Here is a 12,641-nt window from a genome sequence, read left to right as displayed (position 1 = left end):
AGAACCTCTGCGGTCCGGCACCCGTCCGCGACGTCGACGCGTGCGCGGGGCGGGCCGGCGCCGGTGGGGGCACGCGACGGGCGGCCGGAGCGTCAGGCGCGGGCGTGCAGACCGGCGACGATGACCTCGAGGCCGAAGGCGAAGTCCTCGGCGGACGAGGCGAGGGCGGGGGAGGAGGGGCGGGCGTCGTCGTCGCGGGCGCCGGCGCTGTCGTACTGCAGGCGTTGCTGCTCGTGCCACACGAAGCCGAGCACGAAGTGCAGCACCGTCGCCGCGATCCGGCGCGCGGTGTCGACGTCGGATCCCCGGACGACGACGGATGCCGCGAGCCGGTCGAGGGCGAGCGACGAGCCGAGCCCCATGGCCAGGGTGCTCGAGACCACCTCGGCGCCGTCGCGGTAGGTCAGCAGGGCATCGCGCAGCGCGTGCGCCTCGGCGCCGAGATCGACGGCGGGGCCGGATGCCATACGCCCGACGATGCGGTCAGACAGCTCTGCGAGCAGTGTCTGCTTGTTGGGGTAGTGCCAATACAAGGCGCTGGGTTGCACGTCGAGCGCCGTGGCCAGGCGGCGCATCGTGAGGTCGGGCAGGCCGTGATCGTCGAGGATGCGCAGGGCCGTACGGGCCACGTCGTCGGCGGAGTGTCCTCGGGGAGCCATGGGGTGAGTATAGTGAACGCCGTTCAGGTGAACAGTGTTCAGGTCATCCTCACCCGTTGGGAGCCCCTCATGATCCGCAGACCGGATGCCACCGACCTCGCCCGCATCGCGGTGTTCGCCGCCCTGATCGCCGTGCTCGGCCTGCCCGGCGGCATCCCGGTGTTCGGCGGCGTGCCGATCACCGCGCAGACGCTGGGCGTGATGCTCGCGGGGGCCGTGCTCGGCCCGTGGTTCGGCGCAGTGTCGGTGACCGTGCTGCTCGCCCTCGTCGCGGTGGGCCTTCCTCTGCTCGCCGGGGGCCGCGGGGGAATCGGCGTCTTCGTCGGACCGACCGCCGGCTACCTGCTCGGATGGGTCCTCGGCGCGGCCGTCATCGGACTGATCGTGCACGCGGGCGGTCGTCGCCCCGTCGTATGGCGTACGGCGCCGGCCATGCTCGCGGGCGGGGTGGTCGCGATCTACGCGGTCGGCATCCCCGTGCAGAGTCTCGTGACCCGCCTGCCGCTCGCCGAGACCGCGCTGACGAGCCTGGTGTTCGTGCCGGGCGACCTGCTCAAGGCGGCGATCGCCACCCTGGTCGTGACGACGCTGGTGCGGGCCTACCCGCGGGGCTTCCGGCGCGACGGGATGACGGCGATCGGCAGGCGCACCCCCGCGGGCGCCGTCGCGTGAGTCCCGTCCGCGCCGCGCACCTCACGGTGCGTCTCGGCGATCGGGCGGTGCTGCGAGACGCGACCTTCGAGCTGACGGCCCGCACGGTCGCCGTCATCGGCGACAACGGATCGGGTAAATCCACGCTCGCGCGGGCGATCTCGGGCCTGGTCCGCCGTAGCGCGGGAGAGCTCGAGGTGCTCGGCCGGGATCCGGACCGGGATGCCGCGACCCTGCGCCGCCGTGTCGCCCTGGTGCTGAGCGATCCCGACGCGCAGATCCTCATGCCCACCGTGGCCGAGGACGTCGCGCTGTCGCTGCGCACCGAAAACCTCTCGCGCGCCGAGCGCGATGCCCGCGTCGCCTCCGCGCTGGCCCGGTTCGGCCTGACCGACCTCGCCGACCGACCGTCGCACGACCTGTCGGGCGGGCAGAAACAGCTCTTGGCCCTGTGCGGGGCGTTCGTCCGCGAGCCGGACCTGGTGGTGGCCGACGAGCCGACCGCCTTCCTCGACGCGCGCAACGCCCGCGTCGTCGCCGACCATCTGCTGGCCGACACCGGGCACGCCCTGGTGCTCGTGACGCACGACCTGGCCCTCGCGCGGCGGTGCGCGCAGGCGGTGCTCGTCGAGGACGGGCGGGTCTCGGCATCCGGGAACGCGGTCGACGTCGTCGCGGCGTACGAGGAAGCGTTCGCGTGCTGAGCCTCTACCGGCCGGGCCGGGGGTGGATGCACCGGATGCCGGCGGGTCCGAAGCTCGTCGCCCTCGCGGTCGTGGCGGTGATCGTGGGAACGGTGCCGTCGACGTGGGCGGCGACCGTCGTCCTCGCCGTCCCCCTGGTCCTCTACGCCGCGAGTGGTCTGGGCGCGGTCGCGGGGCTCGGCGCGCTGGCGGACGCGGTGTGCGGACTGCGGTGGCTCATCGTCGTCACCCTCGGGGGACAGCTGCTGTTCCTCGGCGTCGAACCGGCCGTGGCCAACACCGCGCGCGTCGTCGCGGCCCTCGCGATCGCCGGACTCGTGCCCCTGACCACGCGGGTCTCCGCCCTGCTCGACGCCGTCGAGCGCGGACTCTCGCCCCTGCGCCGCTTCGGGGTCGACCCCGCGCGGGCGGCGATGCTCGCGATGCTGACGATCACGACCATCCCGGTGATCGCGCGGCGGATGGGCGAGATACGCGACGCCCAGCGGGCGCGGGGTCTGCCTCCCTCGCTCGTGCGCGCAGCGCTGCCGCTGCTGGTGTCGACGCTGCGCCACGCCGAGCAGCTCGGCGAGGGGCTCGCCGCCCGCGGCATCCGCTGAGCCCGGCCGTCTGAGCCCTCGCCGGCTGGGCCCCGGCCGAGCCCTCGTGCGCCACGTCCGATCGGTGCGAGCCTCTGCGGGCGACCAGAAGGGGGACAGGCACCCCCACAAGCGGGACGAGGGGGTGGGGAGCGCCGACGCGGGAGCGTCAGTCGCGCGCGGCGCGGCCCGCCGCGAAGCCCTCGGCGTACGCCTCGTCCGCGCCCTGGCGGAACATGTCGCGCGCCGGATCGCGGACGATCGACCGCGCGCCCGGCAGATCGAGCTCGCCCACCAGATCGCCGCGACCGCGAACGATCGCGACGGGACGGCGCGTCGCCTTGCCCTTGACGAGGTCGGCGGCGGCGGCGATCTCGTCCGCCACGCACGGCAGGGTCACCACGAGGGGGCGGCCCTCGGCATCCGTCGTGCCCCGCAGGTCCTCGAAGACGTGGATGCCGCCGGCCCCGATCGCATGATCGGTCTGGCCCTCGCGCCACGCGCGTCCGAGGGTGTCGGTGATGATCACGCCCACGTGGGCCCCGGTCGCGGTGCGCAGGCCGGTCGCGAGGGCGCGGGCCGAGGCGTCGGGGTCGATGGGCAGCAGCAGCACGGTGCCCTCGGGGGTGTTGCTGGCGTCGACGCCGGCGGCGGCCGAGACGATGCCCAGCGGGTTCTCGACGATACGCGTCACGTGCCCGGTGGGGGAGGTGCGGGATGCCACGAGCCGCACCGTCTCACGCGTGATCGCGTCCTCGCGGTCGTCGGCGTGGATGATGCGTCCCTCGGCCTTCGAGACGACCTTGCTGGTGACCACCACGATGTCGCCGTCGCGCAGCGCCGATCCGTCTGCGGGGTCGGCCGCCACGGCATCCAGGATCACCCCGACGAGGTCGTCTCGCGGGGTGATCTCGGGGATGCCGTCGAGGGCCCAGATCTGCAGCACGTCAGCGGACGAAGCGGACCTCGGTGAGCTCCTCGCCGAGGAACGGCTGGGTCTGCGACGCACCGTCGAGAGTGAAGCCGTTGCGGGTGTAGAAGCGGTGCGCACGGGGGTTGTCGTCGGCGACCCACAGGTACACCCCCTCGCCCTCGTCGACGGCGGCGTCGAAGAGCCGCTGGCCGATCCCGGTGCCGTGATGAGCGTCGAGCAGGTAGATGAAGTAGAGCTCCCGCGCGCGCGGCGCGTCGTCGTCGCGCGCGGGGCCGGAACCGACGAAGCCGACGATCTCGCCCCCCACGAGAGCCGCGTGCATCCGGAAATCGTCGCCCTGAGCGGCCCAGTGGGTCCACAGCTCGGCGAGGCGTCGGGGCGAGACGGCCTCGAGGGCCGCCTTGCTGATCAGGTGGTCGTAGGTCTCGTGCCAGCAGGTGGCGTGCACGCGGCCGAGGGCTTCGGCATCCACATCACGCACCGGACGGACGACGATGTCGGTTCGGGTTTCCGCAGTCATGGCGCGACTCTACGCGCGGGTCTCGTGCGGGTGAAATCGGGCGTGGATGCCGCGCGGATGCGGTATGCGGGGCCGTCGGGGCGTGTTGTCGAACAGGCACAACGCAATCGTCGTTCCATGGTCGAATCGCTACGCTCACCCCTCGTGAACCTGCTCTGGCGCACGCTCCTCGTGCTTTTCCGTGCCCGCCTCCGCCTGCGTCGCGAGGGCCCCCTGGACCCGAACACCGTCGCGAGGATGCGCATCCGGGTGCTCCCCACCGACATCGATCTGCTGCGCCACCTCAACAACGGTCGCTACCTGTCGCTGTTCGACCTGGGGCGGTGGGATCTGCTCACCCGGACGGGACTGCTGCGCGCGATGACCGCTCAGCGCTGGTACGCCGTGGTCGCAGCCGAGACCATCACGTTCCGCCGCTCGCTCGAGCTGGGGCAGCGCTTCGTCCTCGAGACGCGCCTGATCGGGCACGACGACCGCGCCGTGTACCTCGAGCATCGCGCGCTGGTCGGCGACGAGATCTACGCCCGCGCGATCATCCGCGCGCGCATCCTGCGCCGCTCCGGGGGCACGGTGCCCCACGACGAGCTGTTCGCAGCGGTGGGGCGCCCCGAGGGGCTGCCCGACATCGAGGCCTGGGTGCACGAGTGGGCGGACGGATCGGCGCTGCCGTCGACGCGCCGCCCGGCCCCGAGCGTCTGGGAGTAGAGCGCCCCGAACCCCCGGGGCGGCGCCCGACGGGTCCGCCTGCGCCGGCCGACGCCGCCCACGGTTCGGCGTCCGATGCGGGGCGTCGTCGCACCGCCTGTGCCGGGGCCGGTCAGCGTCCGAAGCGGGCGTCCAGCCAGGCGACCTGCGTCATCCAGTGGCGGTGCCCGCCGCCCTCGTGGCCGTTGTACGGGTACACCTCGATCCGGGCGTCGTCTGAGGCCAGCGCATGGAACGCCGCGAAGACGCCCGAGGGAAGGACGACGTCGTCCATCAGGGCGACCGAGAACAGCGCCGGTGCGCTGATGCGCCGGGCCAGGACCGCCCCGTCGACGTACGACAGGGTCCGCAGGACCCGGTCCGCCTCGTCCCGGTGCACGGCGAGGTATCGCGTGATCTCGGTGAAGGGCGCCGACGGGGTGCGCACGATCGCGTTCGGGAAGTCGCACAGGAAGGGCACGTCGGCGAGCAGCGCCGCGACCGCCTCGCCCGACAGGGCCGCCGCCGCGATCGCCGTGCCGCCGCCCTGGCTGCCGCCCGTGACCGCGACGCGGTCGGCATCCACCCCCGGCATCGTCCGCACCTCGTCCACCAGCCGCACGGCGTCGGTGAACAACCGGCGGTAGTAGTAGTCCTCGGGATCCAGGATGCCGCGGGTCATGACGCCCGGGTGGGCGGCGGCCGAGCCGTGCGGGTCGGGGGTGTCGCCGAGGCTCCACACCGAGCCCTGGCCGCGCGTGTCCATCACGACGTGCACGTACCCCGCCGCGGCCCAGTTCATCCGCTCGCCGGGAAGGCCGCGCCCTCCGCCGTAGCCGATGAACTCCACGACCGCCGGGAGCACCTCGTCGCCGTGGGGACGGGTGACCCAGGCGCGGACCTCGTCGCCCGCGAACCCGGTGAACGTCAGGTCGTGCACCTGGAGGGCGCGCACGGGCGCCTCGACGGCGGTGAGCGTGCGGGGCCGCGCGGCGGCGCGGGACTCGGCGAGGGTGCGCACCCAGAAGTCCTCGAGGTCCGCGGGGGCGGGCAGCTCGGGACGGTAGGCGCGCAGCAGCTCGAGGGGCATGTCGGTGAAGGTGACGGCCACGGTTCCTCCTGGTGGATGCGGGCGAACCGACAGTAGCAACGGACGCAGCCCCGGCCGCCGAGGGCGACCGGGGCTGCGGGGTACCCGGGGGGAGAGGGGATCAGCTGGTGAGCAGACGCAGGCCGTAGGTCTGCAGGATCTCGTTCACGGGCTGGAAGTAGGTCGTACCACCCGAGGTGCAGTCGCCCGACCCTCCGGAGGTCACGCCCTGCGCCTGGTTGCCGGCGAGCAGCGAGCCGCCCGAGTCCCCGGGTTCGGCGCACACGGTGGTACGGATCAGGCCCGAGACCGACCCCTCGGCGTAACGCACCGTGGAGTTGAAGCCCTGGATCTGACCGCAGAACCAGCCGGTCGTCGAGCCCGAGCGGCATACCGTGGCGCCCACGGCGGCCTGGGTCGAGCCCTTCACGGCGACGGTGCCGCCGGCGTAGTCCATGACCTGCCCGACCGGGGTGTGGTTGGGGGTCGCGACCCAGGCGTAGTCGTTGCCGGGGAAGGACGACCCGCGGAACGTGCCGTACGTCGTGCTGTTGCCCGTCACGCCGCAGTGGCCGGCGGTGACGAAGCCGCCCTGCACGGCGAAGCCGACCGAGCAGCGGCTCTGGTTGTTGATGAGGTACGACATGCCGCCCCGGATCGTGGCGAAGGTCTCCGGCGTCTCGACGCCGGTCGCGAGGCGCACGGCGTCGGCCGGGACGCCGAGCGAGGCCACGAAGTCCGCGGCGACCTGGTCGCCGCCGGCGACGACGTCGACCACGACGTCGTTGGCCTCGACATCGATCCACCACGAGGGGATGACGTCGGGCACGGGGCTGGCCTCGATCTGCGCGGCGATCGCCTCGAGATCGGTGAGGGAGTGCTCGACCTCGACCGGGACGGCGCCCGCGTCGACGGCGACAGCGGCAGCGGCATCCGTCGTCACGGCGGCGTAGACCGTCCGCGTCGATTCGTCGAGCCAGGTGCCGGCGTAGGCGTCACCGGCGACGGCCTCGACATCGTCGGTCGTCGCAGCCGAGTCGGCCTGGAAACGCAGGACGTCCTGCGCTCCTTCGGTGTCGGTGCCGAGTTCGGCGGCCATCGCCTCGAGCAGCTGCGGGTCGACGCCGTCGGCGGCGGCCGCAGCGGGGGCGGCGGAGGTCAGGGCCAGCGCGGGGGCACTGGCGGCGGTGGTCAGGAACAGGCCGAGCGCGGCAGCGCCGACGACCGTCTTCGATATGCGGTTCACGTGGAGTGACCTTCCATCCAGGGGGGATAAATGGTGGGGTACCCGGGGTCATACAAACACGTCGCAGCCGAAAAGCGAAGCACTTTCGAGGCATTGGTGATCAGAGTCCAACAAATGTCATCCGTTCGGGGGACAAGCCGATCTCGGGTTGCGCGGCGGGCCGCCGAGGCCCCGCGCGCGGGGTGCTTAGGCTGACGACCATGAGCCCGAACGACCCTCGCGCCACCGGTCCAGCGCTCTCGTCCGACCTCGCCACGCGCGCGGTGACGCGGGCGGCGACCTTCGCCCCCCGCGTCGTCGCGGTCCCTACGCCTCGGCGTCCCGCCCTGCCGACCGACGCCGACGGATCCGCCTTCGTCGCCGCGGCGGCCGACGCCGTGCTGCGTCCCGAGAGTATGACCGCGGCCGCATCCGCCCTGCATCGGCTGGCCGGGAGCGCCCCCGCGTCGCTGCCGTGGTTCGTCCGCGGCGCCCTGCAGCTCGGCGGCGCGGTCGCCCCGGTGCTGCCCACCCCCGCCGTGCCGCTCGCGCGCCGGGCGCTGCGCGACCTGCTCGCCGACCTCGCGTTCGACGCCCGACCCGAACGTCTCGAGGCCGACCTCGCGGCCGCGGTCGCCGACGGCACTGTGCTCGACCTGCGGATCGAAGGTCCCCGGGTGGGTGGGGAGACCGCCGCGCGGCGACGGCTCGACGGCATCCGCTCCCTCCTCGCGCGCGACGACGTCGCCCGCGTGTCGTTCGCGATCGCCGACGTGGTCGCGCCGCGCTCGCCGTGGGCGTTCGACGCCGACGTCGAGCACGCCGCGGAGCGCGTGCTGCCGGTGTTCCTCGACGCCGCCGCCCGCGGGACGCACGTGACCCTCGTGGCCACCGGCCGGGCCGACCTCGATCTCACCGTCGCCGTGCTCACCCGCGTGCTCGAGGAGCCCCGCCTCGGCGACGCGGCCGCGGGCGTCTGCCTTCCGGTCGCGGTTCCCGAGACGCTCGACGCGGTGCACGAACTCGCCGCGTGGGGCCGCGTCCGCGCGGCCTCCGGTGGCGCGCGTCTGACCCTGCGTCTGAGCGACGAGCCGCTCGGCGGTCGTGACATGGTCGACGCGGCCCGGCACGGGTGGACCCCACCGGCCGTCACCGGCGCCGCGGAGATCGACGCGTTCTTCGTCCGCGTGGTGCGCGACGCCCTCAGCCCGCGCGGCGTCGAGGGCTGCGACGTCGAGATCGCCTCGGACGACCCCGTCCGCGCCGCCCTCGCCCTGACGCTGTCGGACGACGTGGATGCCGCGGTGCGTCTCGTCCTTCGCCGGGGAGGGTCGTGGGAGCCCGACGCCACGACGATCCGGGCCGCCGCGGTCGTGCACCCCGACGACCTCGACGCCGTCGCCGCGCGCCTGGCCGCGGCCCACGCCGGGGGCGCGTTCACGGCCCCCGGTCCGCACGACGCCCCCGCGGTCGACCGGATCGACGACGCCGACGAGACCGACGACCCCACGACCGCCCGTGTCCGCCGGGCGCTCGCGGCCGCCGATGCGCCGCATCCCGCGGCGCGGACCGGACGGCGCGGCGTCGGGACCGCCCCGGCCATCCTTCGCGATCGCCTCGACGACGACACCGCCGAGGCGGGACTCACCCAGGCGGTGCTCGGCATCGCGCGCGAGGCCGTGGCATCCGCCGACACCGCCGCTCTCGGGCCCGACGTGCAGCAGATGCTGTTCGGCGGGCAGGCGTTCGTCGACACCGCCGTCTTCTCGGCGCGCGAGAGCGCCGACCTCGCCGCGGGCGCTCCGGGCTTCGCCAACGTCGTCGACACCGACTCCTCGCTGCCCGCCGACCGCGCCTGGGCCCTGGACGCGATCGCGCGAGCGGCGGGCTCCACCGCGGGTGATGCCACCGCCGCGGCGGGGCGCGTCGACGACGCGGCCGGACTGGACGAGGTCGTCGAACGGGTGCGCGCGGCGGCCGAGCCGTGGGGCGCGTTGGCGGCGGGTGAGCGTGCGACGGTCCTGCAGGCCGCGGCTCGCACGCTCGAGGAGCGACGCGCCGCACTGATCGAGGTGCTGGCCTCGGAGGGCGGGGCGCTGCTGGACGAGGCCGACGCCGAGGTCAGCCAGGCCGTCGATGCGGCGGCCTACTACGCCGTCACCGCCAAGGAGCTCGACCGTGTGCCCGGGGCGGTCTTCGTCCCCGACCGCGTGAGCGTGGTCGCTCCGCGCTGGAACGCCCCCGTGGGCCTGTGCGCCGCCGAAGCCCTGGCGGCGCTGGCGGCGGGGTCGGGCGTCCTGCTCACTCCCTCGCCGCGTGCCCGCAGGTCCGGTGCCGTCGTCGCCGAGGCCCTGTGGGCCGCGGGGGTGCCGCGCGATCTGCTCGCCTTCGTCGACCTCGACGAAGAGGCCTCGGGCCGCACCCTCGTGGTGCACCCGGACGTGGACCGGGTGCTGCTGAGCGGCGCCCGCACCACGGCCGAACGCTTCACCGCCTGGCGACCCGCGATCCGCCTCCAGGCGTTCACCGCCGGCCGCAACGCCGCGATCGTCGCCCCCTCGGCCGACCTCGACGAGGCCGTCGCCGACCTGGTCGCCTCGGCCTTCGTGCGGGCCGGGCAGGCCGCGACCGCCGTGTCGCTGGTGATCCTGGTGGGAGCGGTCGGTCGTTCGAGTGCGTTCCTGGAGCAGCTGAAGGATGCCGTGTCGTCGCTGCGCGTGGGGCCCGCCGACGACCCGCTCTCCGACGTCGGGCCGCTCGTCCAAGAACCCTCGGGCGAGGTGCGGCGCGCATTGACCGTCCTCGGCGAGGGGGAGCGCTGGCTCGTGGAGCCGCGGGAACTCGACCTCGGCCCCGAGACGGCCGGGCGCTTCTGGTCGCCCGGTGTGCGCACGGGGGTGACGGCGGGTTCGCACCTGACGCGGACCGCGGTGGCTGCGCCGGTTCTCGGCATCCTGCACGCGCCGACTCTGACGCGCGCGATCGAGCTGCAGAACGCGATCGGCTCGGGTTTCGTCGCCGGTCTGCACACCCGTGACGCCGCCGATCTCGAATCGTGGCTCGACGGCGTCGAGGCTGCCGTGCTGCGCGTCAACCGCCCCTCGACCGGTGCGGTCGTCCAGCGCGAGCCCCTCGGCGGATGGGGCGACGCCGCCGTCGGCGACGCGGCGATGGCGGGAGGGCCGAATCGGCTCGTGACGCTCGGGTCGTGGCGCCCCTCGATCGGCGGTGCCTCGTCGTCGACGCTGCACCTGCGGGGCCTGGACAGTCGGATCACCGCGCTCATCGAGGCGGCCCAGCCGACCCTGTCGTACGAGGCCTTCGACTGGCTGCGTCGGGGCGCGCTGTCTGACGCGGTCGCCTGGGACCGCGAGTTCAGCCGCGTGCAGGACGCCTCGCGCCTGGGGGTCGAGCGCAACCTGCGACGCTATCGACCGACCGACGTCGCCGTGCGCGCCACGGGCGATTCGTCGTGGCAGTCGGTGCTGCGCGTGCTCGTGGCGGCCGTCCGCTCGGGCTCGACGTTCACACTCAGCACCCCCGTCGGGCTTCCCGCCGCGGTGCGGCACCTGCTCGGCGAGGGCGGCGTCGCGGTGTCGGTCGAGACCGACGAGCAGTGGCTGCAGCGCCTGGCGGGCGGCATCCCGGATGCCGACGAGGGCGAGCCGGCGGCGCCCGCGCCACGACCGCGGCGCGTCCGCCTGGTCGGGCCGGCCGCAACGGTGGCGAGCGTACGCCAGGCGGTGACCGACACGGTCGGCGCCGACCCCTCGATGACCGTCTACGCCGACGAGGTCACCACCGCCGGGCGGATCGAGCTGCTGCCGTTCCTGCGCGAGCAGGCGGTGTCGATCGGGGCGTGGCGCTTCGGACGACCCGACCCGTGGAGCGCGGCGGTGATCTGAGGCCCGGCGTCTCGCGCCCGGTTTCGAAAACGTTCGGCGCCCGCCTGCGCGCCGGGTAGCGTCGGCGCGGACCCTAAGGAGCACCGATGACCGCTGCCCGACTCACCGTCGACCCCCGCTTCGCCATCGGCGAGGTGCGCCGCCGTCTGTTCGGAGGGTTCGTCGAGCACCTGGGCCGTCACATATACGACGGCATCCACGAGCCCGGGCACCCCGCGGCGGACGAGCAGGGGTTCCGCACCGACGTGCTCGATCTCGTACGCGAACTCGGCGTGTCCACCATCCGCTACCCGGGCGGCAACTTCGTCTCGGGGTTCCGGTGGGAGGACAGCGTGGGACCGCGCGCGCAGCGTCCGCGCCGCCTCGACCTGGCCTGGCACTCCACCGAGACGAACGAGGTCGGCCTGCACGAGTTCGCCGACTGGCTCGACAAGGCCGGCAGCGACCTCATGCTCGCGGTCAACCTGGGCACCCGCGGCACGCTCGAGGCGATCGACCTGCTCGAGTACGCCAACGTCCCCGGCGGTTCGACGCTGTCGCAGCAGCGCATCGACAACGGCCGCGCCGCGCCTTTCGATGTGCGGGTGTGGTGCCTCGGCAACGAGATGGACGGCCCGTGGCAGCTCGGCCACCGCTCAGCCGACGACTACGGCAAGATCGCGTCGCGGACCGCGAAGGGCATGCGCCAGCTCGACCCCTCGATCGAGCTCGTCGTGTGCGGGTCGTCGGGCGCGCAGATGCCCACCTTCGGCGCGTGGGAGCGGATCGTCCTCGAGCACACCTACGACGACGTCGACATGATCTCGTGCCACGCGTACTACCAGGAGCACGATGGCGACGCCGCATCGTTCCTCGCGTCGGCGGTCGACATGGACCGCTTCATCGAGGCGGTCGTCGCCACCGCCGATCACGTCGGCGCGGCGCGCGGCAGCGCCAAGCGCATCGACATCTCGTTCGACGAGTGGAACGTCTGGTACATCGACCGCGTCGACGCCGTGAAGCCCACCGCGATCGACGACTGGCCGATCGCGCCCCGGCTGCTCGAGGACGTGTACTCGGTGATGGATGCCGTCGTGTTCGGCAATCTGATGATCTCGCTGCTCGCTCACGCCGACCGCGTGGCATCCGCGTCCCTCGCCCAGCTAGTCAACGTGATCGCGCCGATCATGACCGAACCGGGTGGCCCGGCGTGGCGGCAGACGACGTTCTTCCCGTTCGCCCTCACGTCGCGCCTGGCTCGCGGCCGGGCCGTGCGCGTGCAGGTCGAGGCGGCCACCATCGACACCGCCCGCCACGGGACGGTGCCGATCGTGGATGCCGTGGCCACCCACGACGATGTCTCGGGAGCGAGCGCGCTCTTCCTGGTGCACCGCGGTCTCGATCGGGCCCTCGAGTTCGAGATCGACGTCCGCGGACTCGGCGAGGTCGAGGTGGTCGAGGCGCATGCGCTGCATGACGACGATCCCCGCGCCTGCAACACCCTCGACGACACCGAGCGGGTGCGGCCCCGCGTCCTCGAGACCCGCTTGGCCGACGGCATCCTGTCCCTCACCCTTCCGCCCGTCGCCTGGGCGGCCGTGGCGTTCCGCCGGGTGGGCTGACGCCCCGCGCTGGTGTCCCAGCGCGGCGGGGCCGGGGCCGGGCACGCTCCGGCTCACCGCGAGACCGCATCCCGCTGACATCTCGGTTGC

At 73.8% G+C, this 12,641-nt stretch carries 11 protein-coding genes; 6 read left to right on the top strand and 5 right to left on the bottom strand.

Annotated features, from left to right (window positions below):
• Positions 1-92 precede the first annotated feature (92 nt).
• On the bottom strand, positions 93-659 hold the full coding sequence (locus tag ACIPVB_RS00450) for a TetR/AcrR family transcriptional regulator C-terminal domain-containing protein (RefSeq protein ID WP_400365985.1): 567 nt from the start codon (positions 657-659) through the stop codon (positions 93-95).
• 69 nt (positions 660-728) lie between these two features.
• On the opposite strand from ACIPVB_RS00450, the gene ACIPVB_RS00445 reads away from it, so the two are divergent.
• Genes ACIPVB_RS00445 through ACIPVB_RS00435 form a run of 3 tightly spaced genes read left to right on the top strand, consistent with a single transcriptional unit; the run spans position 729 to position 2,613 of the window.
• The gene (locus ACIPVB_RS00445) at positions 729-1,331 is read left to right on the top strand and encodes a biotin transporter BioY (RefSeq protein ID WP_400365983.1); all 603 of its coding nucleotides are present in this window, start codon (positions 729-731) and stop codon (positions 1,329-1,331) included.
• Complete coding sequence (locus ACIPVB_RS00440) at positions 1,328-2,014, top strand: energy-coupling factor ABC transporter ATP-binding protein (protein ID WP_400365981.1); 687 nt, start codon at positions 1,328-1,330, stop codon at positions 2,012-2,014. Before ACIPVB_RS00445 ends, ACIPVB_RS00440 begins: the two co-directional genes overlap by 4 nt.
• Positions 2,008-2,613, top strand: coding sequence for an energy-coupling factor transporter transmembrane component T family protein (locus tag ACIPVB_RS00435; RefSeq protein WP_400365979.1), 606 nt, complete (start codon positions 2,008-2,010; stop codon positions 2,611-2,613). The genes ACIPVB_RS00440 and ACIPVB_RS00435 overlap by 7 nt, the downstream gene beginning before the upstream one ends.
• A gap of 148 nt (positions 2,614-2,761) precedes the next feature.
• Here ACIPVB_RS00435 and cofE read toward each other — a convergent pair whose 3' ends face one another.
• Positions 2,762-3,538 (bottom strand): coenzyme F420-0:L-glutamate ligase, encoded by a 777-nt coding sequence (gene cofE / locus ACIPVB_RS00430; protein ID WP_400365977.1) that lies wholly within the window; start codon positions 3,536-3,538, stop codon positions 2,762-2,764.
• 1 nt (position 3,539) lies between these two features.
• Positions 3,540-4,046 carry a GNAT family N-acetyltransferase gene (locus tag ACIPVB_RS00425; protein ID WP_400365975.1) on the bottom strand — a complete coding sequence of 169 codons (507 nt, stop codon included), beginning with the start codon at positions 4,044-4,046 and terminating at the stop codon, positions 3,540-3,542.
• 144 nt (positions 4,047-4,190) lie between these two features.
• On the opposite strand from ACIPVB_RS00425, the gene ACIPVB_RS00420 reads away from it, so the two are divergent.
• Positions 4,191-4,751, top strand: a complete 561-nt coding sequence (locus ACIPVB_RS00420) for an acyl-CoA thioesterase (RefSeq protein WP_400368157.1) — start codon at positions 4,191-4,193, stop codon at positions 4,749-4,751.
• 112 nt (positions 4,752-4,863) lie between these two features.
• Here ACIPVB_RS00420 and ACIPVB_RS00415 read toward each other — a convergent pair whose 3' ends face one another.
• Together ACIPVB_RS00415 and ACIPVB_RS00410 are read right to left on the bottom strand one after the other, a co-directional pair.
• Entirely contained in the window at positions 4,864-5,841 is a 978-nt protein-coding gene (locus tag ACIPVB_RS00415; RefSeq protein WP_400365973.1) for an acetylxylan esterase, read from the bottom strand.
• A 100-nt stretch (positions 5,842-5,941) separates the two neighbouring features.
• Positions 5,942-7,066 carry a S1 family peptidase gene (locus tag ACIPVB_RS00410; RefSeq protein ID WP_400365971.1) on the bottom strand — a complete coding sequence of 375 codons (1,125 nt, stop codon included), beginning with the start codon at positions 7,064-7,066 and terminating at the stop codon, positions 5,942-5,944.
• A gap of 200 nt (positions 7,067-7,266) precedes the next feature.
• On the opposite strand from ACIPVB_RS00410, the gene ACIPVB_RS00405 reads away from it, so the two are divergent.
• Together ACIPVB_RS00405 and ACIPVB_RS00400 are read left to right on the top strand one after the other, a co-directional pair.
• Complete coding sequence (locus ACIPVB_RS00405) at positions 7,267-10,950, top strand: aldehyde dehydrogenase family protein (RefSeq protein WP_400365969.1); 3,684 nt, start codon at positions 7,267-7,269, stop codon at positions 10,948-10,950.
• A gap of 86 nt (positions 10,951-11,036) precedes the next feature.
• Positions 11,037-12,551, top strand: a complete 1,515-nt coding sequence (locus ACIPVB_RS00400) for an alpha-N-arabinofuranosidase (RefSeq protein ID WP_400365967.1) — start codon at positions 11,037-11,039, stop codon at positions 12,549-12,551.
• Positions 12,552-12,641: the final 90 nt, after the last annotated feature.

It is taken from the genome of Microbacterium sp. NPDC090007, from assembly GCF_044748345.1.
In the GTDB taxonomy this organism is placed as follows: Bacteria; Actinomycetota; Actinomycetes; order Actinomycetales; family Microbacteriaceae; genus Microbacterium.
Note: the sequence above shows the minus strand (reverse complement) of the source record. Positions and strands in the feature narration are given on the sequence as shown.

Coding starts and splice junctions, on each gene's coding strand:
- ACIPVB_RS00425 (WP_400365975.1), bottom strand. CDS start 4,046: ATGACTGCGGAAACCCGAACCGACATCGTCGTCCGTCCGGTGCGTGAT.
- ACIPVB_RS00445 (WP_400365983.1), top strand. CDS start 729: ATGATCCGCAGACCGGATGCCACCGACCTCGCCCGCATCGCGGTGTTC.
- ACIPVB_RS00405 (WP_400365969.1), top strand. CDS start 7,267: ATGAGCCCGAACGACCCTCGCGCCACCGGTCCAGCGCTCTCGTCCGAC.
- ACIPVB_RS00400 (WP_400365967.1), top strand. CDS start 11,037: ATGACCGCTGCCCGACTCACCGTCGACCCCCGCTTCGCCATCGGCGAG.
- ACIPVB_RS00450 (WP_400365985.1), bottom strand. CDS start 659: ATGGCTCCCCGAGGACACTCCGCCGACGACGTGGCCCGTACGGCCCTG.